Origin of the sequence: uncultured Maribacter sp., from assembly GCF_947500985.1 — a bacterium.
Classification (GTDB): domain Bacteria; phylum Bacteroidota; class Bacteroidia; order Flavobacteriales; family Flavobacteriaceae; genus Maribacter.
Genome location: NZ_CANMTX010000004.1, coordinates 170,311 through 193,354, shown reverse-complemented (window position 1 = coordinate 193,354; position 23,044 = coordinate 170,311). Strand labels below are relative to the sequence as shown.

The 23,044-nt window shown below is 35.7% G+C and carries 22 protein-coding genes; 7 read left to right on the top strand and 15 right to left on the bottom strand.

Going from position 1 to position 23,044, the window contains the following annotated elements; translation table 11 throughout:
- The first annotated feature begins 67 nt into the window (after positions 1 to 67).
- The gene (locus Q0871_RS10255; RefSeq protein ID WP_299322006.1) at positions 68 to 1,045 is read left to right on the top strand and encodes an acyl transferase; all 978 of its coding nucleotides are present in this window, start codon (positions 68 to 70) and stop codon (positions 1,043 to 1,045) included.
- On the opposite strand, the gene Q0871_RS10250 is transcribed toward Q0871_RS10255, so the two are convergent.
- From Q0871_RS10250 to tyrS, 4 genes are all read right to left on the bottom strand, one after another.
- Complete coding sequence (locus tag Q0871_RS10250) at positions 1,042 to 1,491, bottom strand: hypothetical protein (RefSeq protein ID WP_299322003.1); 450 nt, start codon at positions 1,489 to 1,491, stop codon at positions 1,042 to 1,044. The two genes, Q0871_RS10255 and Q0871_RS10250, sit on opposite strands and share 4 nt — an antisense overlap.
- Positions 1,492 to 1,560: 69 nt before the next feature.
- Positions 1,561 to 2,094 (bottom strand): hypothetical protein, encoded by a 534-nt coding sequence (locus Q0871_RS10245; protein ID WP_299321999.1) that lies wholly within the window; start codon positions 2,092 to 2,094, stop codon positions 1,561 to 1,563.
- Positions 2,095 to 2,172: 78 nt separating this feature from the next.
- Positions 2,173 to 2,556, bottom strand: a complete 384-nt coding sequence (locus Q0871_RS10240; protein ID WP_299321996.1) for a hypothetical protein — start codon at positions 2,554 to 2,556, stop codon at positions 2,173 to 2,175.
- 25 nt (positions 2,557 to 2,581) lie between these two features.
- Positions 2,582 to 3,874, bottom strand: coding sequence for a tyrosine--tRNA ligase (tyrS, locus tag Q0871_RS10235; RefSeq protein WP_299321993.1), 1,293 nt, complete (start codon positions 3,872 to 3,874; stop codon positions 2,582 to 2,584).
- 104 nt (positions 3,875 to 3,978) lie between these two features.
- Here tyrS and Q0871_RS10230 point away from each other — a divergent pair, with 104 nt between their 5' ends.
- Positions 3,979 to 4,986, top strand: coding sequence for an NAD-dependent epimerase/dehydratase family protein (locus tag Q0871_RS10230; RefSeq protein WP_299321989.1), 1,008 nt, complete (start codon positions 3,979 to 3,981; stop codon positions 4,984 to 4,986).
- Here the strand turns inward: Q0871_RS10230 and Q0871_RS10225 are convergent.
- The 3 genes from Q0871_RS10225 to Q0871_RS10215 are packed head-to-tail and all read right to left on the bottom strand — an operon-like array spanning position 4,967 to position 7,466.
- Positions 4,967 to 5,401, bottom strand: a complete 435-nt coding sequence (locus tag Q0871_RS10225; RefSeq protein ID WP_299321984.1) for a DUF4296 domain-containing protein — start codon at positions 5,399 to 5,401, stop codon at positions 4,967 to 4,969. The two genes, Q0871_RS10230 and Q0871_RS10225, sit on opposite strands and share 20 nt — an antisense overlap.
- Positions 5,398 to 6,735: a dihydroorotase gene (locus Q0871_RS10220; protein ID WP_299321979.1), complete on the bottom strand. Its 1,338-nt coding sequence runs from the start codon at positions 6,733 to 6,735 to the stop codon at positions 5,398 to 5,400. Before Q0871_RS10220 ends, Q0871_RS10225 begins: the two co-directional genes overlap by 4 nt.
- A gap of 2 nt (positions 6,736 to 6,737) precedes the next feature.
- Positions 6,738 to 7,466, bottom strand: a complete 729-nt coding sequence (locus tag Q0871_RS10215; RefSeq protein WP_299321975.1) for a polyprenol monophosphomannose synthase — start codon at positions 7,464 to 7,466, stop codon at positions 6,738 to 6,740.
- A gap of 135 nt (positions 7,467 to 7,601) precedes the next feature.
- Here Q0871_RS10215 and Q0871_RS10210 point away from each other — a divergent pair, with 135 nt between their 5' ends.
- The 3 genes from Q0871_RS10210 to Q0871_RS10200 are packed head-to-tail and all read left to right on the top strand — an operon-like array spanning position 7,602 to position 10,680.
- Positions 7,602 to 9,275, top strand: coding sequence for a glycosyltransferase family 39 protein (locus Q0871_RS10210; RefSeq protein WP_299321970.1), 1,674 nt, complete (start codon positions 7,602 to 7,604; stop codon positions 9,273 to 9,275).
- Positions 9,275 to 9,928, top strand: coding sequence for a DUF4271 domain-containing protein (locus Q0871_RS10205; protein ID WP_367275140.1), 654 nt, complete (start codon positions 9,275 to 9,277; stop codon positions 9,926 to 9,928). Before Q0871_RS10210 ends, Q0871_RS10205 begins: the two co-directional genes overlap by 1 nt.
- Before the next feature lie 8 nt (positions 9,929 to 9,936).
- Entirely contained in the window at positions 9,937 to 10,680 is a 744-nt protein-coding gene (locus Q0871_RS10200) for a uroporphyrinogen-III synthase (protein WP_299321966.1), read from the top strand.
- 57 nt (positions 10,681 to 10,737) lie between these two features.
- Here Q0871_RS10200 and pckA read toward each other — a convergent pair whose 3' ends face one another.
- The 4 genes from pckA to Q0871_RS10180 all read right to left on the bottom strand — a co-directional run bounded on the left by pckA (position 10,738) and on the right by Q0871_RS10180 (position 15,631).
- Entirely contained in the window at positions 10,738 to 12,354 is a 1,617-nt protein-coding gene (gene pckA, locus Q0871_RS10195; protein ID WP_299321963.1) for a phosphoenolpyruvate carboxykinase (ATP), read from the bottom strand.
- Positions 12,355 to 12,611: 257 nt separating this feature from the next.
- The gene (locus Q0871_RS10190; RefSeq protein WP_299321958.1) at positions 12,612 to 13,739 is read right to left on the bottom strand and encodes a glycerate kinase; all 1,128 of its coding nucleotides are present in this window, start codon (positions 13,737 to 13,739) and stop codon (positions 12,612 to 12,614) included.
- Positions 13,740 to 15,206, bottom strand: coding sequence for a DASS family sodium-coupled anion symporter (locus Q0871_RS10185; protein WP_299321955.1), 1,467 nt, complete (start codon positions 15,204 to 15,206; stop codon positions 13,740 to 13,742).
- 32 nt (positions 15,207 to 15,238) lie between these two features.
- Positions 15,239 to 15,631, bottom strand: a complete 393-nt coding sequence (locus Q0871_RS10180) for a DUF423 domain-containing protein (RefSeq protein ID WP_299321951.1) — start codon at positions 15,629 to 15,631, stop codon at positions 15,239 to 15,241.
- Positions 15,632 to 15,712: 81 nt separating this feature from the next.
- Here Q0871_RS10180 and Q0871_RS10175 point away from each other — a divergent pair, with 81 nt between their 5' ends.
- Both Q0871_RS10175 and Q0871_RS10170 read left to right on the top strand, forming a co-directional pair.
- The gene (locus Q0871_RS10175; protein WP_299321948.1) at positions 15,713 to 17,086 is read left to right on the top strand and encodes a saccharopine dehydrogenase family protein; all 1,374 of its coding nucleotides are present in this window, start codon (positions 15,713 to 15,715) and stop codon (positions 17,084 to 17,086) included.
- A gap of 152 nt (positions 17,087 to 17,238) precedes the next feature.
- The gene (locus Q0871_RS10170; protein ID WP_299321944.1) at positions 17,239 to 17,709 is read left to right on the top strand and encodes an Lrp/AsnC ligand binding domain-containing protein; all 471 of its coding nucleotides are present in this window, start codon (positions 17,239 to 17,241) and stop codon (positions 17,707 to 17,709) included.
- Positions 17,710 to 17,760: 51 nt separating this feature from the next.
- Here Q0871_RS10170 and Q0871_RS10165 read toward each other — a convergent pair whose 3' ends face one another.
- The 4 genes from Q0871_RS10165 to leuS form a co-directional block, all read right to left on the bottom strand.
- Complete coding sequence (locus Q0871_RS10165; protein WP_299321939.1) at positions 17,761 to 18,459, bottom strand: zinc metallopeptidase; 699 nt, start codon at positions 18,457 to 18,459, stop codon at positions 17,761 to 17,763.
- A gap of 131 nt (positions 18,460 to 18,590) precedes the next feature.
- Complete coding sequence (ald, locus tag Q0871_RS10160) at positions 18,591 to 19,691, bottom strand: alanine dehydrogenase (RefSeq protein WP_299321936.1); 1,101 nt, start codon at positions 19,689 to 19,691, stop codon at positions 18,591 to 18,593.
- A 139-nt stretch (positions 19,692 to 19,830) separates the two neighbouring features.
- Positions 19,831 to 20,085 (bottom strand): SemiSWEET family sugar transporter, encoded by a 255-nt coding sequence (locus Q0871_RS10155; RefSeq protein ID WP_299321930.1) that lies wholly within the window; start codon positions 20,083 to 20,085, stop codon positions 19,831 to 19,833.
- Positions 20,086 to 20,173: 88 nt separating this feature from the next.
- A complete protein-coding gene (gene leuS / locus Q0871_RS10150; RefSeq protein WP_299321928.1) occupies positions 20,174 to 22,993 on the bottom strand; it encodes a leucine--tRNA ligase in 2,820 nt (939 codons plus the stop codon).
- Between the last annotated feature and the right edge of the window lie 51 nt (positions 22,994 to 23,044).

The window sequence follows — 23,044 nt, the reverse complement described above, 5'->3', positions numbered from 1 at the left end:
ACATATTTTCAGCTTAAAACAATTAAAATAATTTGGTTCAGTACCTTTGCCAGAATTGGCAAGGAACATGAAGCATAATGCTATTTTTGATATACAAACAGAAGGGGATTTTCTAACCCAAGCATTGCGTATATTTAAGTTTCAATACGACAACAACGTAGTCTACCACGATTTCTGCACCTATTTAAATGTAGACCCAAATACAGTTCACGCCTTAGAACAGATTCCTTTTTTACCTATTGAATTCTTTAAATCTAAAGATGTTCTTAGCACCACCAATGCACCAGAAATAACCTTTACCAGTAGTGGCACTACAGGCAGCGAAACCAGCAAGCACTTTGTTACTGATTTAAATCTATACGAGCAGAGCTACCTAAAGGCTTTTAACCACTTTTACGGCGATATTACTGACTATTGTGTTCTTGCTCTTTTACCATCGTATTTAGAACGTACAGGCTCTTCTTTGATTTATATGGCCGATGATCTGATTAAAAAATCAAAGCACCCTAAAAGCGGTTTCTTTTTAAATGAATACGCACAACTGCACCAACTACTTCTTGAGCTTCAAAAAACAGACACTAAAATATTGATTATAGGTGTTTCTTTTGCTTTGCTTGAGTTTACCGAGCAACACCAGATGTCTTTAAACAATACCATTATTATGGAAACCGGTGGTATGAAAGGTCGTAGAAAAGAAATTGTACGCCAAGAATTACATGAGTTACTATCAACAGGATTCGGAGTACCACAAATACATTCTGAATATGGAATGACTGAGCTACTTTCACAAGCATACTCTAAAGGAAACGGTGTTTTCGACTGCCCAGCTTGGATGAAGATTTTAGTACGCGATACCGAAGACCCACTCACCTATTTAAACAATGGTAAATCTGGCGGAATCAATGTAATCGATTTAGCAAATATCAATTCTTGCTCCTTTATCGCTACTCAAGATTTAGGTAAAATAAACCAAGACGGCACTTTTGAAATTATCGGAAGATTCGATAATTCTGATATTAGAGGCTGTAATTTAATGGTACTTTAATTCTTACTCAGCGAATAATCTAACCCAGGTCCATCGCACGCCATCCACAGGCTAGAAATCATAGTTGAATTTCTGTACATTAAAAGCTCTTTACTATCACCTGTACAATTACCTGCTAGTTCGTTTCCGGTTTCAAAAGTAAGTTCTAAGTAGTGATTTAGATCATTCTCGTATTCAACAACCTCAAAACTACCTGTAGCTTCAGCAACTTCTTCATTAACAGTTCTTGATTTTACAAAAGTACCTTCTGGTGAGAAAATGTAATATTCTTGCCATTCCATTTCCTCTCCTGTAGTTTCTGAATTTTGAAAACTGCCAGACATTTGAACTAATTCCCATTTTTGTTCTGAGAATACAAACTGAGTTGATTCTAAACCGAAGTCATCGTCATTAGCACAAGAGGCAAGAAAAACTAGAAACAAGAACAAAAGGGCATATCTTTTCATAAAACGAAGACTTTTAACTAATTACAAGATACCCAACTTAGTAAATAGTTGCGTTAAGGCATTATTAAATTAAAGTCCTAATATTTTGGCATCTACGAAGAAGGTAGAATTTACTTCTAATTCGTGGTCGCTACTCATTAATTCATCGGTAACGGTGTTCAATCTTAAACTGAATTCATCACTCTTTATGTACTCTTTCAAATCTGCATCTGAAGTATCTAAAGTGATTCTGTTACCAGCATCTTCAGGAACTTCCTCCAAATTCGCAATTCTAATTTCTTCTAGTCCATCCGCAGAGATATACACCTCTATCGAATTTAAAAAGCTAAAATCAGCTCCGTCTGGTGAAATCAAAACCAATTCTAATTCGGTTAACTTTATTTCTTCAATAAGATCTTTTCTTGTATCGTTGACTTCAAAAGTAGATTCTGAATTGGTCTCCATTTCTGGAGTAAAAACATCAAAAGGTAAATCAATTCCTGCTGTAGACGGTATAGTAGCTCGTTGGCTATATTCCATATCAAACTTTGTCAAATCATCGAGCTTATCGCAAGCAGTAAATAATGTAAACAAACAGATAATAGCAATACTCTTCTTAAACATAACTTGGGGGTTTATGCTAACAAACGCTATTCTATAAGAAATATTTAAAAAACGCTACTGTATTGGACGTAATGGTTCCTATCGAGTAAAAACATAGGTTACCTCATCATCTGCAATATCTGGATTGTCTTCAAAAGTAAGCGTAAGTTGCTCTCCTCTAGTTTCAAAAAAGTACACAGCTCCATCAGAAAAATTGATTCTATTGGCTTGTCCGCCATAAAAATGCTCTCCATTTTCTCTAAAAAAAATGTATTCACTTTCATTAGAAACCGTAACCATGGCTCTGCTTACATCAAAATTAATCGTAGTCAAAGAAAAATCTACATCTTCCCCGAAGAAACAATAACAAGCAACATTTGAAAGTATCCAATCGCCTTCTAAGGCCATATCATCTATTATGCGATCATCATCACTACAAGAAATAAATAACAAGAACAATACTGCTACAAGTTTCAACTTCATAAAATACAGTCTAAAAAAGATTTATCTATTTAAATACCAATACAAAGTAGTTCTTCTTACCTCTTTGTAACAAAACAAACTTGTCATTGATCAAATCATCTGCTGTAATTAAAAAGTCTTCTTTTACCTTCTCTTTATTCACCGAAATGGAGTTTTGCTTCAACTCTCTTCTTGCTTCTCCATTAGAACCCAAAAAGTTAGTTTTAGCTGCCAGTGCCCCAATCATATCTAAACCGTCTGTTAATTCTGATTTTGAAAGTTCTGCTTGCGGCACGCCATCAAAAATTTCTAAGAATGTTTTCTCATTCAATCCTTTTAAATCAGATGCTGTAGACTTACCGAATAGAATTTGACTAGCTTTTACCGCATTGTCCAAATCATCTTGCGAGTGTACCATAACAGTAATCTCGTCAGCCAATCTTTTTTGAAGCAATCTTAAATGCGGTGCTTCTGTATGTTCTTTTATTAAATCTTCAATCTCTTGTTGCCCTAAGAAAGTAAAAATCTTAATGTATTTATTGGCATCATCATCTGACGTATTCAACCAATATTGGTAGAATTTATATGGCGATGTTCTTTCTGCATCTAACCAAACGTTACCACCTTCTGTTTTACCGAATTTAGTGCCATCTGCCTTTGTTATTAAAGGGCACGTAAGTGCATACCCTTTACCACCGGCTATTCTTCTAATTAATTCTGTACCCGTGGTAATATTACCCCACTGATCACTACCGCCCATTTGAAGGCTACAATTATGTTCTCTGTACAAGTGCAGAAAATCATACCCTTGAACCAATTGGTAAGTAAATTCAGTAAATGACATACCTTCTTTCGCTTCTGATGAAAGGCGCTTTTTTACAGAGTCTTTAGACATCATGTAGTTTACCGTAATATGCTTACCTACATCTCTTATAAATTCTAGGAAAGAGAAGTCTTTCATCCAGTCATAATTATTGACCAAAACAGCAGCATTTTCTTCATCTCCAGAAAAATCTAAAAATCGAGATAATTGCTCTTTTAATGCGTTCTGATTATGACGAAGTGTTTTCTCATCAAGCAAATTACGTTCTGCAGATTTACCCGAAGGATCACCGATCATACCCGTTGCACCACCTATTAAAGCATATGGTTTGTGCCCTGCCAATTGAAAATGGCGAAGCATCATTACCCCTACCAAGTGACCTATATGTAAAGAATCTGCCGTTGGATCTATACCCACGTAGGCAGACTGCATACTTTCTAATAAATGCTCTTCTGTTCCTGGCATTGCATCATGCAACATTCCGCGCCATTGTAACTCCTTGACAAAATTTGTCATCTCTTCCTGAATTTTAATTGAAATGCAAATATAAATGGAATTCTTGCCAGTACACAGTAGATTAAAGCATGAATTTATCCGCCCGTATTCCCTAAATTTGAATTATGGTATTAGTTACAGGAGGCACAGGGTTGGTGGGGTCGCATTTGCTACTGAAATTAACGATGAACAATACAAAGGTTCGGGCTTTGTATAGAACTGAAGATAAGCTTACTCAGGTAAAAAAAATCTTCTCTTACTATGCTGACGATTCTACTTCTTTATTCGCTAAAATCGATTGGGTACAGGGTGATATTTTAGATATACCTTCTTTAGAAAATGCTTTTGAAAGCATCACCTATGTGTACCACTGTGCAGCATATATTTCTTTTGACCCATTAGATTTCAAAAAATTGGAACGTATAAATAGAGAAGGCACCGCTAACATTGTAAATATCTGTATTGCGAACGGTATTAAAAAACTATGTCATGTAAGCACCATTGGTACCATAGGTAGAACGATTACCGATGAACACGCTGATGAAGAAACGGAGTGGACACGACAGAACGCCAATCCATATGCGATAACAAAGAACCTTGCCGAAATGGAAGTTTGGCGTGGTGCCCATGAAAATCTTGAGGTCGTTATTGTAAACCCGGGAGTGATTCTTGGTCCAGGATTTTGGAATAGCGGTAGTGGTTCTTTCTTTAAAACCGCTTCTAAAGGATATAAGTATCACCCACCAGGCGGATCAGGATTTGTAACCGTAAACGACGTTACTAATATTATGATCGCACTTATGAATTCTGATATTTATAACGAGCGATTTATTCTGGTAGCGGAAAACTTGACGTATCAACAAATTTTGAAAAAAATTGCATTATCGATGGATAAAAAACCACCTTCTACATCTTTAAAATTTTGGCAATTAAACCTCGGAAAATTTGCAGATAAGCTAAGAAACCTAATAATCGGAAGCCCTAGAACGATCACAAAAAGCACGATCTACGGACTAAAAAACCCTACTACATTCAATAACGAGAAGGTAAAGAAAGCCTTGAATATGGAATTTGAGGATTTAGACGAACAAGTAAAATTTTCTTCGAAGCTATTTATTTCTGAACACTCTTAGACGATAACGAGTCTTTTGTTTTAATATCGATGTCCTTTTTAGATTTCTCTAAAAGACTTAAACTATCTCTAACTTTTTTCTCAGCTTCCAATTTTAGACGTTGATCTTCAAGATCAGACTCCACCTTCTTGTACATATTTTCATATCGTAAAGGTTTTGACGCATAATACCTGTCGCTATCTACAAACTGGGCACTATCAATTTCAAATTTCGTAAATATGAAAGATGTTGGTTCTACACCATTTTCACGAAGTTTAGAAAGATTCGTCGCTTTTGCAGCATTGACTATTGCCATTTCTTTAATAACCGCCACCATCTTATCTTCTGGTATTAAGTTATCTGGCTTTTCTACTAATTCTTCTGCACACGAAGAAAGTATGAACATTGCTACCACTAAAATTAATAAGTGCTTCATGGTCTATTGAATGTTAGCCTTTTTGCATTTCGTTTTTCAGAAAACTGTCCGTTACTATATCCTAAATGCCCATTTATGAAGGTATGTACAATCTTAGATGAAAATGTGGTATCCTCAAAAGGCGACCATTTACATTTATAGGCAATATTTTCTTTTGTAACCGTCCAAGAACTATTTAAATCTGCCACTACCAAATCGGCATAATAGCCTTCTCGTATATACCCACGCTTTTCAATCTGAAATAATATTGTAGGATTATGACACATTTTCTGTACCATTTTCTCTAGAGTTATTTTCCCTTCTTTCACTTTCTCTAACATGGCATTTAATGCATGTTGCACTAACGGTCCGCCAGAAGGTGCTTTGGTATACACATTGTCTTTTTCTTCTAATAAATGTGGCGCATGATCTGTTGCAATAACATCTATGCGGTCATCTAAAAGAGCATCCCATAGCATATCTCTATCGGTTGCTGTTTTTACCGCAGGATTCCATTTTATCAACGTTCCTTTTTTGGCATAGTCGGCATCAGAAAACCAAAGATGATGTATACAAACCTCTGCAGTAATTTTCTTTTCTTCTAACGGAATATCATTACGGAATAAATCAGTTTCTTTTCCGGTGGATAGATGAAAAACATGTAACCTCGCACCTGTTTTCTTAGCTAAAGCAATTGCTCTTGATGAAGAAAGATAACAAGCCTCTTCGCTTCTAATAATAGGATGCATAGCAATAGGAATATCATCACCGTACTCTGCCTTATACTTCGCCATGTTTTTACGAATGGTCGTTTCATCTTCGCAATGTGCAGAGATTACCATTTCGGTATTACTGAATATACTTTCAATTACCTTTTCGTCATCGACCAACATATTACCTGTCGATGATCCTAAAAACAATTTGATACCTGAACAGGCATTTTTATCAAGTTTCTTTAATTCTTCAAGATTATCATTGGTACCACCAAATAGAAAAGAATAATTGGCAAATGCAGAATTCGCTGCAGTTGCAAACTTTTCTTCTAACTTTTCTATTGTGGTCGTTTGTGGCGTTGTGTTAGGCTGCTCCATAAAAGTGGTAATACCACCAGCAAGTGCTGCTCTACTTTCTGTTGCTATAGTGCCTTTATTGGTAAGACCTGGTTCTCTAAAATGAACTTGATCATCTATAACACCGGGTAATATATGTTTACCCGTAACGTCTATAACCTCAGCATCTGCATCAGATATGTCTTTTCCGATTTTCGCGATAACGTCATCAACAATTAGAATATCACTTTCTTGTGCTACTCCCTCATTAACTATTATTCCGTTTTTTAATAAAATTTTACCCATAACTAAAACTTATTTTTCAAAAATAGACTTCTCATTTTCATTACAAACACCCCCCAAATAGCTTCACTTATAATCGAAGAACTCATTTTTGACTTTCCTAATACACGGTCTCTAAAAATTATAGAAACCTCTTCTATTTTAAAGTGCTTTAAATGTGCTCTAAACTTCATTTCTATTTGAAAAGCATAACCTACAAAACGAACTGAATCTAAATCTATAGCTTCTAATACTTTTCTTTTATAACAAACAAAACCAGCAGTAGGATCATCTACGCGCATACCGGTAATCAGCTTTACATATATAGAAGCACCGTATGACAATAACACTCTATGCAGTGGCCAGTTTACTACATTCACCCCTTTTTTATATCTAGAACCTACCGCCAAATCAGCTCCGTTCTCACAGGCTTTCAGCAATCTCAATAGATCTGATGGTGTATGCGAAAAATCGGCATCCATTTCAAATATATAATCGTAACCCTTGGCTATTGTCCATTTAAAACCGTGAATATAAGCGGTGCCTAAACCTGATTTTTCTATTCTAGTCTCTAAAAATAATCTTCCTTTAAACTCTTCTTGAAGGCTGCGAACACAATCTCCTGTTTTATCAGGAGAATTATCATCTACAATAAGCACATGAAATTCTTTCTGCAAATCAAATACCGCACGAATTATAGCCTCTATATTCTCGATTTCGTTATACGTAGGTATGATTACGATACTACTAGACATATGTTATTTATAGGTGTTTCGACAAAAGTAAGGTTTTAATACTCTTATTAAAATGACCAACAATACCTTTATGAAATTTTTACACTAGGTAGCTAACCTTAAATTTGTAATTTTGCCATTTAGTAACCTATGCAAATGTTGACTAAAATTCCGAAGCAGTTTTACTTTTTTTTAGCTGTTATATTCATTCTAAACCTTATACAATCTAGTTTTACGCAACTCATTTTTGATGAAGCCTATTACTGGTATTATAGTCAGAACATGGCTTGGGGTTATTTTGACCACCCACCGATGGTGGCACTGTTAGTGAAAATTAGTAGCGTCTTTTTTGATGATGAACTCGGTGTTCGTTTCATGAGCTGCGTGCTATCTGCCATCAATATTATTCTTCTTTGGTTGATGATAGACAATCCAAAAAAGAACGAATACATCAAACATTTCTTTGTACTGGTTTTTTCGATGACGCTACTAAATGCTTATGGCTTTTTTACATTACCAGATACACCGTTGTTATTTTTTACGAGTTGCTTTTTACTGACATACAAGTATTTTATTAAAAAACCAACCGCAACTTTAGCTATAATGTTGGGTATATTTATGGCCGCCTTAATGTACAGTAAGTACCATGCCGTACTGGTCATATTCTTTGTACTACTGTCCAACCTTAAACTTACCACCAACAAATATGCTTGGCTGGCCGTAGTAGTTGCTTTGTTTTGCTATGCCCCTCATTTTTATTGGTTATACGAAAATGACTTTGTATCTATAAAATATCATTTATATGAACGCCCTAACGGTGCATATAGTTTTAAAAAATATACCCTAGGTTTCATTGTGAATTTGGTTGCCATATTCGGTTTAACCTTTCCGTTTATCTATAAGGCACTGTTTAAAACTAAAGGAAATGACCTATTCAATAAGGCTCTTATTTATCTTACTTACGGTGTACTTATTTTCTTTTTTGTCTCTAGTTTCAACAGAAGGGTTCAAACACAATGGATTATTATTGTTTGCATACCATTGGTGATTATCGCATTTAACTACATGCTACAAAACAAGCAAGCCTTAACCTGGATTTTTAGATTAGGACTCATCAATACCGTTCTAATTATTTATTTAAGAATGGGACTTGTCTACCAGCCGCTACTTTTTAATTTCTATTACGAAAGTCATGGTAATAAAGAGTGGGCAAAGGCTATTGAAGAGGAAGTTGGCAATATACCTGTGGTATTCGAAAACTCCTACAGAAATGCACCAATGTATTCTTTTTACACCAATGCAAAACCGACCTTTTCTTTGAATAATTTCATGTATCGAAAAAATCAATATTCTATAAACGACTCTGAAGAACAAGTACGTGGTAAAGATGTCGCATACGTTTCTAAATATTTAAACAACCCAACGTTCACCTATACAAGAGAAGACGGTGGTTTGTACAAGGGCAAATACATTACGAACTTTCAATCGTACCGAAAACTAGATTGTATTGTTGAAGACACTCCGGTTGCTTTGAATATTGAAAAAAATATTGACCTTAAAATCTACAATCCGTATCAAGAGGATATAGACCTTAAAAAACTGAAATTTGCAGTAACGTATATGGACAACTATAAAAGCCCTTTAGAGACGCTGCAAATGACACCAGAATCTATCCAAACCGGTATCACATTCTTAAAACAACAAGACACTACTAATTTTATATTTCAACTGCCTAAAACAAAAAAGGAAAACATTGGTTACTTTAGGGTAGTTATTTCTGAGAACGATCTTTTATACGGTCTAAACGGAAAAGCAATTCCTGTTAAATAATGGAACCTATTGCAAGAACTTTTGAGCAAACTGATTGGATCACCATAACACTTATGGTTAGTCTGTTGTTTCCATTAATTGCAAAAAGCATCTATTATACCCGCTTTTTAAACTTCATTATTCTTCCTTTTAGCAATAAGTATATTACAATGTATACGAAGAAAGAAAAACTGTTTAATTGGTTTCATTTTCAAATGAGCGTGTTTCAAATCATAAATACTACCTTATTTATTTTTTTTATTTGGCGTTCATATTTAAATCCTATAGAAGCAAAAAACCCCTATATTTTTCCTTTACTTCTTGCAGGTGTTTTCTTATTTATATCTGCGAAAACAATGGTGCAACTATTCAACGCATTCATATTTAATTCTTACACCACCTTTAATGAGTTGATTTTTAAGAAACTAACCTACCTGAACTATGCAGGTATTATTCTTTTCATTGCTAATATATTTTTATCCTATGTTTTTATTGACTCACAAATCGTAATTATTATTGCCCTAATTATGTTTTTCGTTATTAATATAATTGGTTGGGTAACAGTACTCAGGAATTATCAAAAATTTATTAGCACCTATTTTTTCTATTTTATTTTGTACCTTTGCGCACTCGAAATTGCACCCTTAGTTATTATGGGAAGCTTTCTAAAATAGTGCAGCATATGAAAGTAAAAACGATTTTGGTCTCTCAACCTGAGCCGAAAATGGAAAACTCCCCCTATTCCAAGCTTATTGACAAAGAGAAAGTAAAGGTTGATTTTAGACCATTCATTCATGTAGAAGGAGTTGACGCAAAAACAGTGCGACAGCAAAAGATAGATTTGAATGATTTTACCGCGATTATATTAACAAGCAGAAACGCAGTAGACCACTTCTTTAGAATCGCAGAAGAAATGCGCTTTAAAGTGCCAGATTCTATGAAGTATTTCTGCCAATCTGAAGCGGTAGCCTATTACCTTCAAAAATACGTCGTCTACAGAAAACGTAAAATTTACGTTGGAAAAAGATTATTTACAGATTTAGTACCATTGATCAAGAAATATAAGGATGAAAAATTCTTACTTCCTTCTTCAGATGTACTTAAACAAGATGTACCTGACACCTTAGATTCTTTAAGTATCAATTGGAAAAGAGCCATTTTTTACAAAACTGTAATTAGTGACCTTTCTGACCTAAGAAATGTATATTATGACATTTTGGTATTTTTTAGTCCGTCTGGTATTGAATCCTTATTACAGAATTTTCCAGATTTCGATCAAAAGGAAACTAGAATAGCTGTTTTCGGTAACTCTACGGTAGATGCAGCAACAGATGCTGGCTTGCGTATAGATATTAAAGCGCCTACACCTGAGACACCATCTATGACGATGGCATTACAGAAATATATTATGAGTGTAAATAAATAATATGCTCAAATAACTTTATATAAAAAAAGCCTTGCATTGCAAGGCTTTTTTATTGTCTTAAAATGCGTACCGTTGTGGTCCGCCTCTTCTTATTTCTTCACTGGCATAACTTTCAAATTTTTTAAAGTTTTCTCTAAAGGCATTTGTCAATTTAAATGCAGTGGTGTAATATTTTTCATCATCGTTCCAAGTTGCTCTCGGACTCAATACTGACGTTGGCACACCAGGACACTCTCTAGGTTGTGCAACACCGAATACAGAGTGAATATGGTACTTATCATAAGAATACAAACCAAGATCACCGTTTAAGGCTGCTGTAATCATTGCTCTTGTATACTTTAATTTCATTCGAGTTCCGATTCCGTAAGGTCCACCTGTCCAGCCTGTATTTACAAGCCATACATCTACACCAGATTCTTTCATTTTCTTACTCAACATTTCAGCATATTTTGTTGGGTGCAATGGCATAAATGGCGCACCAAAACATGCAGAAAATGATGGTACCGGCTCTACAACACCTGCTTCTGTACCTGCAACCTTAGCAGTATAACCAGAAATAAAGTGATACGCAGCCTGACTAGGAGTAAGCTTTGATATTGGAGGCAGCACACCAAATGCATCGGCAGTTAAAAAGAATATATTCTTTACATTCTTACCAATAGATGGTTGTTGAATGTTATCAATATGGTGAATTGGGTAACTAACTCTTGTATTTTGTGTAATTGAAGTGTCGGCAAAATCTACATTGCCCTTATCATTTAATACAACATTTTCTAATATTGCTCCTGGCTTAATAGCGCCGTAAATTTCTGGCTCTTGCTCTTCAGATAAATTGATAACCTTCGCATAACAACCACCTTCAAAATTGAAAACGGTGTTTCTACTTGTCCAACCATGCTCGTCATCACCTATTAATTTTCTATTAGGATCTGTTGACAAGGTTGTTTTCCCTGTTCCTGATAATCCGAAAAAGATTGCGGTATCACCATCTTCACCTACATTAGATGAACAGTGCATTGGTAAAGTTTCTTTGTATACTGGTAAAATAAAGTTTAAGGCAGAGAAAATTCCTTTTTTGATTTCCCCTGTATACCCTGTTCCTCCAATTAATGCTATTTTATCGGTAAAATTTAAGATTGCAAAATTATGCTGCCTTGTACCGTCTACCTCTGCATCAGCCATAAAGCCCGGTGCGTTGATTACCGTCCACTCAGGAGTGAAATCTTTTAACTCTTCCTTCGTAGGGCGCAAAAACATATTATAAGCGAACATATTTGACCAAGGATACTCATTGACAACCCTAATGTTCAGTTTATAATCTTCATCTGCACACGCATAACTATCTCTAACAAAAAGTTCTTTTTCGTTTAAATAAGAAATAACCTTAGTGTATAATGCATCAAATTTTTCCTTTTCAAACGGAATATTAATGTCGCCCCACCAGACTTTGTCTTTTGTGATATCATCTTTTACAATAAATCTATCTTTAGGGGATCTACCTGTAAATTCCCCAGTATTTACCGCAAGTGTTCCATTGCTGGTTTCAACTCCCATATCCATTTCTAGAGTGGCTTTCTGAAGTTCTTCTGGTGTTTCCTGATAATGAAAATTGGCGTGTGTAATCCCGTAATTTTTAAGGGATATAATATTCGCATTTGTGGTTGAGCTTTTCATGCTTTAGAAAATTTGTTCGTGTAAAACTAAAAAAATAAAAGCTGAACAACTGATTTTCAGAGCTCAATTAGCGCCATTTCTCGTCGAAATACGAATTCAATTAAAGAATCATTGTAAATGAAAAATATTCGCAGACACTTTATCTCTTTTAATACACATTATAAAGCATTAACGTATTTTAAATACATTATTGCTATTTTGAGTGTATAATTTTAAGAAATGAATAAAAAACAACCTATTTTTTTAAACCCTTATTTTTACTTTATATTGAAATAATCAGCTGTTTTTGTAGCTAAAAGCAGTGCTGCGTGCTTCATATTATAATCAAGATCCTTACTGTCATCTTGAATTTCAAATACATCAAAAATTCCTCTCTCCAGCAATGCCTCTTTAGAAATTTCTAATGTTCCACAAATAGCAATTACAGGCAGATGGTATCTTTTACCCAAATTAAGTATCCCTTGTAGTAATTTACCATTTAATGTTTGCTCATCAATTTTACCTTCACCTGTAATGATATAATCAAATTTCTCTCGAGCCAATAATTTATGTACATCAGATAATTCTAAAATGAAATCTATTCCGCCTAACATTTCTGCATCAAAAAAAGATTTTAACCCAAAGGCTGTTCCTCCCGCTGCACCTGCCCCTGGTAATTCTCCGTTATTCACGTTATACTTTTCTGACACCACGACATCTAAATTTCTAAGCCCTTTATCTAAATCTTCAATAATAACATCTGTAGCTCCCTTTTGTTTGGCGTATACATAAGATGCTCCATTCTCACCGAATAACGGATTGGTAACATCATTTACCGCATAAAAATTTGTCCGCTTCACCTTATCAGAAACAGCCGAGTCATCGATACTATGTATTAATTGTAAGCTAGACCCTATAGCTGCCAACTCTTGCCCTTTATCATTTAAGAAGATATAGCCCAAGGCCTGTGCAATGCCAATACCACCGTCATTGGTTGCACTACCACCTAGACCTATATAAATATGTTCAACACCTTTTTCTACGGCATCTTTGATCTGTAAACCTGTACCATATGTAGAAGTTAACATGGGGTTTCGTTCTTCTGGCTTCAACAACTCCATACCCGAAGTATTTGCTAATTCTATGTATGCAGAATTAGTTTGCTGATTATACAGATAGTACGATTGAATTAACTTGCCTAACGGATTTTCACTAATTACCTGCATAGCAATGCATGGTCTATAGCTTGCCACGGCATTCATGAAACCATCACCACCATCTGATGCTTTTATGAAATGAGAAGTAAAAGAAATACCCGATTTCTCCACACCCGAAATAAAAGCCTTTGTAAAAGCTTCACTGGTTAGCGATCCTTTAAATTTATCTGGTATAAGTAATAGCTTCATTTATTTAAATTTGTTAGGGAAACTATTTATTGAAATATCCCATAACTCTGGCAGTACAAAATATACGAAAAAGGTTAATATAATGATAGAAATAATATTCATAAAGAATCCTTTGCTCACCATATCAGGAATTCTCAAGTAACCAGAACCAAAAACTACAGCATTTGGTGGTGTGGCTACCGGCAACATAAAAGCACATGATGCGGCGACCGCTGCACCCACCATTAATACAAATGGGTGTACATCTATTGTCAACGCCATTGGCGCCAAAACCGGCAATAACATTGCCGTTGTTGCTAAGTTTGATGTTATTTCTGTTAAGAAGTTTACCGCTGCTATTAATACTAATATCAAAACTATTATCGGTAAACCAGCTAATGTTGTCATCTGACCACCAATCCAAACCGCCAAGCCACTTACCTCAAAACCTTTTGCCAAAGCCATACCGCCACCAAATAGAAGTATGATACCCCACGGCATTTTTACAGCTTCCTCCCAATTTATAAGCTGCTCTCCTTTTTTCTTTGAAGGAATCAAGAACAATACAATCGCAAAAAATATAGCTATAATAGTATCATCTAAACCAGATAATATTTTCTGTAATAGAAACGAGCGCGTGATCCAGCAGAACGCCGTTAATGCAAATACAAATGCCACTACTTTTTCTTCATATGATATTTTACCAAGATTGGACAATAAGCGTTGTATTTCTTGTTTTCCTCCAGGAAAAGATTTTTGCTTAAACTGAAAGGCATATTTGGTTAAATATTTCCAACATATAAAAATTAGAATAATAGATATTGGCAAGCCGAACGCGAACCATTGTATAAAGGTTATTTCATAACCATACGTATCTAATACTACACCTGCTAAGACTAAATTTGGAGGCGTACCGATCAAAGTAGCCAAACCACCAATTGATGCACTATAGGCGATTGCCAACATTAACGACTTACCAAAAGTTTGATTTTCATCTTCTACCGTATCAGGATTATCTTCTAATTGTTTAATTATCGCCAAACCAATAGGCAACATCATTACAGCGGTTGCCGTATTAGATATCCACATCGATAAAAATGCAGTTGCCATCATAAAGCCAAGAATTATCTTTCGAACATCTGACCCAATGAAATTGATGATATTTAAAGCTATTCTTCTATGTAAATTCCATTTTTCTATAGCAATGGCAATTATGAATCCTCCCATATATAGAAATACATACTTGTGACCAAATGAACCAGAAGTGGATGATAAATCTAACCCACCAGAAAGTGGAAACAGCACTAATGGCAACAATGCTGTTACTGCAATAGGTATCGCCTCGGTAATCCACCAAATGGCAATCCAAATTGTAGAAGCTAATACTGCATTGGCTTGTTCTGAAAGTCCGACTGGATGAAAAAAGAAATGAATTAGTATAAATGAAAGCGGACCTAAGACTAGTCCTAATAATTTAGTTTTACTCATACAATTGCCATTATAGCATGAAAATACGCTATTTAATTCTCAATTTTAGATTTCATAATTCCGAAGCCCATCATTGCCCAAGCTGCAATTAAAAATAAACCACCAATGGGGGTAATAATACCCAATACTTTAAAATCGAATGCTACTAAAGAATTCAATGCCAACAGGTAAATAGAAAAGGAGAATAGCACGACACCAACCACCGTACAGATATAAATCGTTTTTTTAGACTTCAATAGCCCAGTGGGCAACAACCCAAGTGCAAATAGAAAAAATGCATGGTACATTTGGTAGCGCACCCCCGTTTCAAATGTGGCTACTGCCTGTATATCAACTATTTTTTTTAACCCGTGTGCACCAAATGCACCTAGCACAACCGCCAGCATTCCAAACAAGCACGCTGTACCTAAAATTGTTTTTTTCATAACTTTTTATATAACTTTCTTTATAAATGTAACAATTTGATACCTTAGTAAATCGTTAGTAATCAAAAATACTGAAATCGTATGATGCGAAAAATTCTTGTTATAGGCGCAGGTAAATCAACCTCTTACTTATTAGATTATCTTTTAGGTAAATCTGAAACCGAAAATTTAGAGATTACTATTGGTGATATCAATCCTGCCGCAATTTCCCCTTCGATTGCCAATCACAAACATTGCAACGTTATAAAACTCGATATTTTTGAAGAAATGACAAGGCAAAAAGCTATTGAAAACTCAGACATCGTTATCTCTATGCTTCCTGCCCGTTTTCATATTAAGGTTGCAGAAGATTGTGTTCGCCATAAAAAGCATTTGGTTACAGCCTCTTACGTAAGTCCAGAATTATTGGCTCTTAATAAAGAAGTTAAGGAAGCAGGACTCGTATTCATGAACGAAATAGGGCTAGATCCTGGCGTTGACCATATGAGCGCTATGCAGGTAATTGATCGTATTCGCGATAAAGGCGGTAACATAATTTTGTTCGAATCTTTCTGTGGTGGACTTGTTGCCCCTGAATACGACAACAACCTTTGGAATTATAAATTTACTTGGAATCCAAGAAACGTCGTTCTTGCAGGTCAAGGTGGTACTGCTAAATTCATACAAGAAGGCACCTATAAATACATACCTTACCACCGTTTGTTTAGACGTACCGAATTTTTTGAAATTGAAGGATATGGTCGTTTTGAAGGATATGCCAATCGAGATTCTTTAAACTATAGAGAAGCCTATCAATTACAAGATGCCCTAACCATATACAGAGGTACCATGCGTCGTGTAGGATTTTCGAAAGCATGGAATATGTTCATTCAATTGGGAGCTACAGATGATACGTATGCCATCGAAAACTCTGAAAAAATGAGTTATCGCCAATTTATTAATCTTTTCCTTCCTTATTCCCCAACCGATTCTGTGGAATTGAAACTTAGGCATTACCTGAAATTGGATCAAGATGATATCCGTTGGGATAAATTATTGGAACTGAACATTTTTGACCAGACCAAACTAATAGGTATACCAAACGCCACGCCAGCACAAGCACTTCAAAAAATTCTTGAAGATAGCTGGACGCTTAAAGCCGAAGAGAAAGATATGATTGTTATGTATCATAAATTTGGTTACGAATTAAACGGCGAAAAGAAACAAATAGACTCTAAACTAGTAGTTACAGGCGAAAACCAAACGTTTACGGCTATGGCAAAAACAGTAGGTTTACCCGTAGCTATGGCAGCATTAAAAATATTGAACGGTGATATTACTACCCCAGGCGTACAGATACCTATTACCAAAGAAGTGTACGAACCTATATTAAAGGAACTTGAAGATTACGGAGTCAATTTTAAAGAATACGAAATACCTTATTTAGGCTATAATCCGAATTCTGTTGTCAACTAGCGCTTTTTAACTATCATATTGAAACCAAATAAGTACATTTATGTTTTAATCCCTCATTGAGGGTTTAATTACCCAAGGCTTGCCTTGAAATAATAAATATATTCACAAACATACCTCGCATCCTTGAATCGAGGTTATTGATTTGACAAAACATGACAACACCTACTTCTTTGGCTAAAATTGATGGAATCGATAAAAAAATCTTGCGATTTCTAATGGAAGACGCCCGTAAACCAGTACTTGAAATTGCGAGAAGTATTGGAATATCTGGAGCAGCTATACATCAACGTTTAAGAAAACTAGAAGCATCAGGACTTCTGTCTGGCTCTAAATTTATTGTCAATCCCAAGTCATTAGGGTACACTACCATGGCATATATCGGGATTTATCTAGATAAAGCGATGAGCAACCCGATGGCAGTAAAACAATTAGAGAAAATTCCGGAAGTATTGGAATGCCATTATACTACAGGAAACTGGTCTATTCTTATAAAAGTGTTATGTAGAGATAATGAGCATTTAATGCAGGTATTGAATAAAGAAATACAAGCCATTGAAGGGGTTTCAAGAACAGAAACATTTATATCATTAGCACAGCAGATTGATCGACAAATAAGTATATAGAAAAAAACCTTCCCATATGGGAAGGTTTTTATTTTTTATAAAGGTTTAAGCTTAATCCCTACTAGCTACACGCATAGCAAAATATAATAACGTTGCCAAAGCTCCAATTGCAGCAACCAAATACGTACGTGCAGCCCATTTCAAAGCATCTTCCGCTCCCGCATACTCGTCTGGGGCAAGCATATTCTTATTCTTTAACCACGCTAATGCTCTATTACTAGCATCATATTCCACAGGAAGTGTTACAAAACTAAACAAGGTTCCTATTCCATATAAACCTACACCAACCCATGCTATAGTACCTCCAATAGCTGTAGTTCCCATTAACATGAATCCCCCCATAATTACCCACATAGAAAATTTAGAGGTTACATTTAAAATTGGCACCAATTTAGAACGCATCCCCAACCAACTATAGGCAGTTGCATGTTGCACAGCATGCCCAACTTCATGAGCGGCTACTGCTGCTGCCGAAGCATTATGTTGACCATAAACCCCTTCACTTAAATTTACTGTTTTATTAGCAGGATTGTAATGATCTGTTAACATACCAGGCGTTGAAATAACTTTCACATCACGAATACCATGATCCGCTAACATTTTCTCTGCTATCTCAGCACCACTCAATCCATTTCTCAAATGCACTTTAGAGTACTTTTTAAATTTACTCTTAAGTTTACTACTCACAAGCATGCTCAAAAGACTAAAAACTCCAGCTATTACTATATATCCAATATCAAATCCAAACATAATTTTCTTTTAATTAATTTAAATATACTAAAGATCCTTACTTTTTAAGAATCTATTTAAATAAAAGCAAAAACCCCGCCAAATTCCTTTTCGGAACTCGCGAGGTCTATTATACTGACAAAATGTATTATCTAAGCAACTATTTCTTCCCAACCAAAGGCTTCAATAATTTCTTGGAGCACTACTTTTCCTTTTACAATATTCAATCCTTTATTTAAAGATGCATCTTTCTCACAAGCCGCTTCCCATCCTAAATTTGCTAATTTCAAAGCAAAAGGCAGTGTCACATTTGTTAATGCCATAGTTGATGTATAAGGTACTGCACCTGGCATATTTGCAACCGAGTAATGAACAACATCATCTATAATATAAATAGGGTCTTCATGCGTGGTAGGCTTGGTTGTTTCTACACATCCGCCTTGATCCACCGCAACATCTACGATTACGGTACCAGGTCTCATTTCTTTCAACATGTCTCTCGTAATCAAATTCGGAGCCTTGGCTCCTTTCAATAAAACACCACCAATAATAAGATCATGTGTTTTTATAAGTCTTCTGATATTAAATTCATTTGAAAATTCGGTAACTACATGTGGTGGCATTACATCGTTGGCATATCGCAAACGCTTCATGTTTACATCTAAGATAGTTACGTGAGCACCTAAACCTGCTGCCATTTTAGCAGCTTGAATACCCACGACACCTGCACCTAAGACTAAAACTTTACCGGGAGCCACACCTGGCACCCCACCTAACAATACACCACGACCTTTCACAGGCTTCTCTAAATACTTAGCCCCTTGCTGTATTGCCATTCTACCGGCAACTTCAGACATTGGCGTTAATAACGGCAATGTACCTTCTTCATCTTCTACCGTCTCGTAGGCTATACAAATTGCCTTCTGCTTAATCATAGCTTTGGTCAATACTTCGCTAGACGCAAAATGGAAGTATGTAAAAAGTATTTGACCTTCTTGAATTAAATTATATTCTTCTTCAATAGGCTCTTTTACTTTTACGATCATTTCGCTCATGGCGTAAACTTGACCAATTGTATCTAATATTACAGCACCTGCTTGTTGATAATCTTGATTGAAAAAACCACTGCCTTCCCCAGCTTCTGACTGAACATATACTTTGTGTCCATTCTTTACCAATTCGAAAACTCCGCCCGGTGTCATACCGACCCTGCTTTCATTGTTCTTAATTTCTTTTGGAATACCAACAATCATGATTTATCATTTTATGTTACACTGCAAAATTGATACTAATTATGCATATATCAAACATTAAATCGACAAAACGAAGGGGTTGTTTGCTAAAATTATGAATTTACAATAGACAGACCCCTAATTATTAAGGGGTCTACCTCTATTTGTGTTTAATTTTTAAAATAATCATGATTAAAAGCAATACTGCGGTGGCTAGATTTGCAATGATGATAGGTAAACTTTGTAATGAAAAGCCATAAACAGACCACATTAAAGCTCCCAACAACAAAACGGTATACATGGTCAAAGAAATATCTTTGGTAGATTTCTCTTTCCAGGTCTTATATACCTGTGGTACAAAAGCCCCTGTGGTAAAGGTAGCTGCGACCAAACCTAAGATTTCAATACCGTCCATATTTTTATATTTTACAACTGTACTAAAATATTCATGAAACAAGAAGAGGCGATTTTCATCGCCTCTTCTTGTTTCTATTTTCTCTTAATTACCCTACAATATTGACAATTTTACCGGGCACAACAATTACCTTTTTAGGTTCGCGACCTTGTAACTGTTGCTGTGTTTTTTCATTTGCCATTACCGCAGCTTCTATTTCATCTTTAGATAAAGTCAATGAAAGCTCTAAGGTAAATTTCATTTTACCATTGAAAGAAATAGGATATTCTTTACTGCTCTCTACCAAATACTTTTCTTCGAATTTTGGAAAAGGTGCCGTAGCTATAGATTCTGTATGACCCAATTTACTCCAAAGTTCTTCTGCAATATGTGGTGCATAAGGCGATACCAAAATAGCCAATGACTCCAATACTTTTCTACTATAACATTTCTGCGATGAAAGTTCATTTACACAGATCATAAATGTAGATACCGATGTATTGAAGCTGAAGTTTTCTATATCTTCTTCTACTTTCTTAATTGTTTTGTGCAATGTCTTCCAAGATTCTTTTGAAGGCTCTTCTTCGTTTACCAAAAAGGAAGCGTTCTCACTTGTATGAAACTGTCGCCATAATTTCTTTAAGAAAGAATGTGTACCTGTAATACCAGCTGTATTCCAAGGTTTAGATTGCTCTAATGGACCTAAGAACATTTCATACAAACGCAAACTATCTGCACCGTACTCCTCACAAATAGCGTCGGGGTTTACGACGTTGTATTTCGACTTGGACATTTTTTCGACTTCGCGACCTACCGTATACTCCCCATCTTCTAAAATAAATTCGGCATCTGCATACTCTGGCAACCAATTTTTGAACCCTTCAATATCTAGCTCATCCGAAGAATTAACTAATGATACGTCCGCATGAATCGGAGTTACATTTCTACCATCAATCAAACCTTTAGATACCAGAGTTTTTCCATCTTCATCTCTGTAAACAAATGCACTAGTCCCCGTAATCATCCCTTGATTAATAAGCTTTTTAGCAAATTCATCTTTAGGCACCAAACCTTTATCAAACATGAACTTTTGCCAGAAACGAGAGTACAATAAGTGACCTGTTGCATGCTCACTACCACCTATATATAAATCTACATCTTGCCAGTAATTAATTGCTTTCTGTGAGAATATTTCTTCGCTATTATGCGGATCCATGTATCTATTAAAATACTGAGAACTACCAGCCCAACCTGGCATGGTATTCAATTCCAACGGAAATACAGTGGTATTATTTATCTCACTATTATTTACAACCTTATTTGCTACAGTATCCCAAGCCCAAACCTCAGCATTACCCAAAGGTGGCTCGCCAGTTTCTGTTGGTAAATACTTTTCAACCTCTGGCAAGGCAATCGGCAAATGTTCTGGAGAAATCATTTGTGGCATTCCGTCTACATAATATACTGGGAAAGGTTCTCCCCAATATCTTTGGCGACTAAAAACAGCATCGCGCAAACGATAGTTTATTTTTCCTTCGCCATGTCCAATTTTCTCCAACTCATATATCGCTAATTTCATAGCTTTCTTATATGGTAATCCGTTTAAGAAATCTGAATTAGCTATTACCGTTTTATCCTTATCTGCATATGCCTCCTCCGAAATATCTACACCTTCAAATACATTAGGAATATCAATATTAAAGTGCTTTGCAAAATCATAATCACGCTGATCTCCACATGGAACGGACATAACAGCACCTGTGCCATAACCAGCCAATACATAATCACCAATCCAGATCGGAATAGGTTCTTTAGTAAAAGGATGCTCAGCATACGCACCAGTAAATGCACCTGAGATGGTTTTTACATCTGCCATACGATCACGCTCAGAACGTTTTGCAGTCGCTTCTATATAGGCTTCTACCTCAGCTTTTTGCGCTGCAGTCGTTATTCTAGAAACCATCTCATGCTCTGGCGCCAAAGTCATAAAAGAAACTCCAAAAATAGTATCGGTCCTAGTGGTAAAAACTTCTATTTTCTCATCATGGTCCTTCACATTAAAAACAGCTGAAGCTCCTTGAGAACGACCAATCCAATTTGTCTGGGAATCTTTCAACGGTTGTGGCCAATCGATTTTCGCCAAACCATCTAACAAACGCTGTGCATATGCAGAAATACGCATACTCCACTGGGTCATTTTTTTACGAACCACTGGGTGACCACCTCGCTCAGATACTCCGTTTACTATTTCGTCATTTGCCAAAACCGTACCTAGTGCAGGGCACCAGTTTACTTCGGTATCTGCCAAATACGTTAATCTATATTGTAATAATAATTCTTGTTTTTTAACATCAGAAAATGCTGTCCATTCTTCAGCTGTAAAAGGTTCTATATCATCGTCACATACGGCATTTACATTAATATTTCCATCCGAAGAAAACTTAGAAATCAAGGTTTCTATATCTTCTGCCTTATTGGTATCTTTATTATACCACGAATTGAATATTTGAATGAATATCCACTGTGTCCACTTGTAATACTCCGGACTAGAAGTACGTACCTCTCTACTCCAATCAAAAGAAAAGCCTAACTGGTCTAGTTGTCTTCTATAAGTTTTAATATTCGCAGCTGTAGTTACTGCCGGATGCTGACCTGTTTGTATTGCATATTGCTCTGCAGGTAAACCAAAAGAATCATACCCTTGTGGGTGCAATACATTAAAACCTTTATGCCTTTTGTAACGCGCATAAATATCACTTGCAATATACCCTAACGGATGCCCAACATGTAGCCCCGCACCAGAAGGATAAGGAAACATATCTAACACATAGAACTTTTCTTTTTCAGAATCGTTCTCTGCTTTAAATGTTTGATGTTCTGCCCAGTATTTTTGCCATTTGGCTTCAATTTCGTTGAAATTGTATTGCATGATCTTTACTTCTTTTCTGTAAGTCGCAAAAATAGGTTTATTCTGCTAAAA

Bases quoted from the DNA above. Each gene is read 5' to 3' on its own strand.
- Q0871_RS10220 (WP_299321979.1), bottom strand. From the start codon at position 6,735: ATGGGTAAAATTTTATTAAAAAACGGAATAATAGTTAATGAGGGAGTA.
- Q0871_RS10210 (WP_299321970.1), top strand. From the start codon at position 7,602: ATGTTGACTAAAATTCCGAAGCAGTTTTACTTTTTTTTAGCTGTTATA.
- Q0871_RS10185 (WP_299321955.1), bottom strand. From the start codon at position 15,206: ATGAGTAAAACTAAATTATTAGGACTAGTCTTAGGTCCGCTTTCATTT.
- tyrS (WP_299321993.1), bottom strand. From the start codon at position 3,874: ATGACAAATTTTGTCAAGGAGTTACAATGGCGCGGAATGTTGCATGAT.
- Q0871_RS10215 (WP_299321975.1), bottom strand. From the start codon at position 7,466: ATGTCTAGTAGTATCGTAATCATACCTACGTATAACGAAATCGAGAAT.
- Q0871_RS10225 (WP_299321984.1), bottom strand. From the start codon at position 5,401: ATGAAGCACTTATTAATTTTAGTGGTAGCAATGTTCATACTTTCTTCG.
- ald (WP_299321936.1), bottom strand. From the start codon at position 19,691: ATGATTGTTGGTATTCCAAAAGAAATTAAGAACAATGAAAGCAGGGTC.
- Q0871_RS10240 (WP_299321996.1), bottom strand. From the start codon at position 2,556: ATGAAGTTGAAACTTGTAGCAGTATTGTTCTTGTTATTTATTTCTTGT.
- Q0871_RS10245 (WP_299321999.1), bottom strand. From the start codon at position 2,094: ATGTTTAAGAAGAGTATTGCTATTATCTGTTTGTTTACATTATTTACT.
- Q0871_RS10155 (WP_299321930.1), bottom strand. From the start codon at position 20,085: ATGGACGGTATTGAAATCTTAGGTTTGGTCGCAGCTACCTTTACCACA.
- pckA (WP_299321963.1), bottom strand. From the start codon at position 12,354: ATGAAAAGCTCAACCACAAATGCGAATATTATATCCCTTAAAAATTAC.
- Q0871_RS10200 (WP_299321966.1), top strand. From the start codon at position 9,937: ATGAAAGTAAAAACGATTTTGGTCTCTCAACCTGAGCCGAAAATGGAA.
- Q0871_RS10180 (WP_299321951.1), bottom strand. From the start codon at position 15,631: ATGAAAAAAACAATTTTAGGTACAGCGTGCTTGTTTGGAATGCTGGCG.
- Q0871_RS10170 (WP_299321944.1), top strand. From the start codon at position 17,239: ATGACAACACCTACTTCTTTGGCTAAAATTGATGGAATCGATAAAAAA.
- Q0871_RS10250 (WP_299322003.1), bottom strand. From the start codon at position 1,491: ATGAAAAGATATGCCCTTTTGTTCTTGTTTCTAGTTTTTCTTGCCTCT.
- Q0871_RS10230 (WP_299321989.1), top strand. From the start codon at position 3,979: ATGGTATTAGTTACAGGAGGCACAGGGTTGGTGGGGTCGCATTTGCTA.
- leuS (WP_299321928.1), bottom strand. From the start codon at position 22,993: ATGCAATACAATTTCAACGAAATTGAAGCCAAATGGCAAAAATACTGG.
- Q0871_RS10255 (WP_299322006.1), top strand. From the start codon at position 68: ATGAAGCATAATGCTATTTTTGATATACAAACAGAAGGGGATTTTCTA.
- Q0871_RS10165 (WP_299321939.1), bottom strand. From the start codon at position 18,459: ATGTTTGGATTTGATATTGGATATATAGTAATAGCTGGAGTTTTTAGT.
- Q0871_RS10205 (WP_367275140.1), top strand. From the start codon at position 9,275: ATGGAACCTATTGCAAGAACTTTTGAGCAAACTGATTGGATCACCATA.
- Q0871_RS10190 (WP_299321958.1), bottom strand. From the start codon at position 13,739: ATGAAGCTATTACTTATACCAGATAAATTTAAAGGATCGCTAACCAGT.
- Q0871_RS10175 (WP_299321948.1), top strand. From the start codon at position 15,713: ATGATGCGAAAAATTCTTGTTATAGGCGCAGGTAAATCAACCTCTTAC.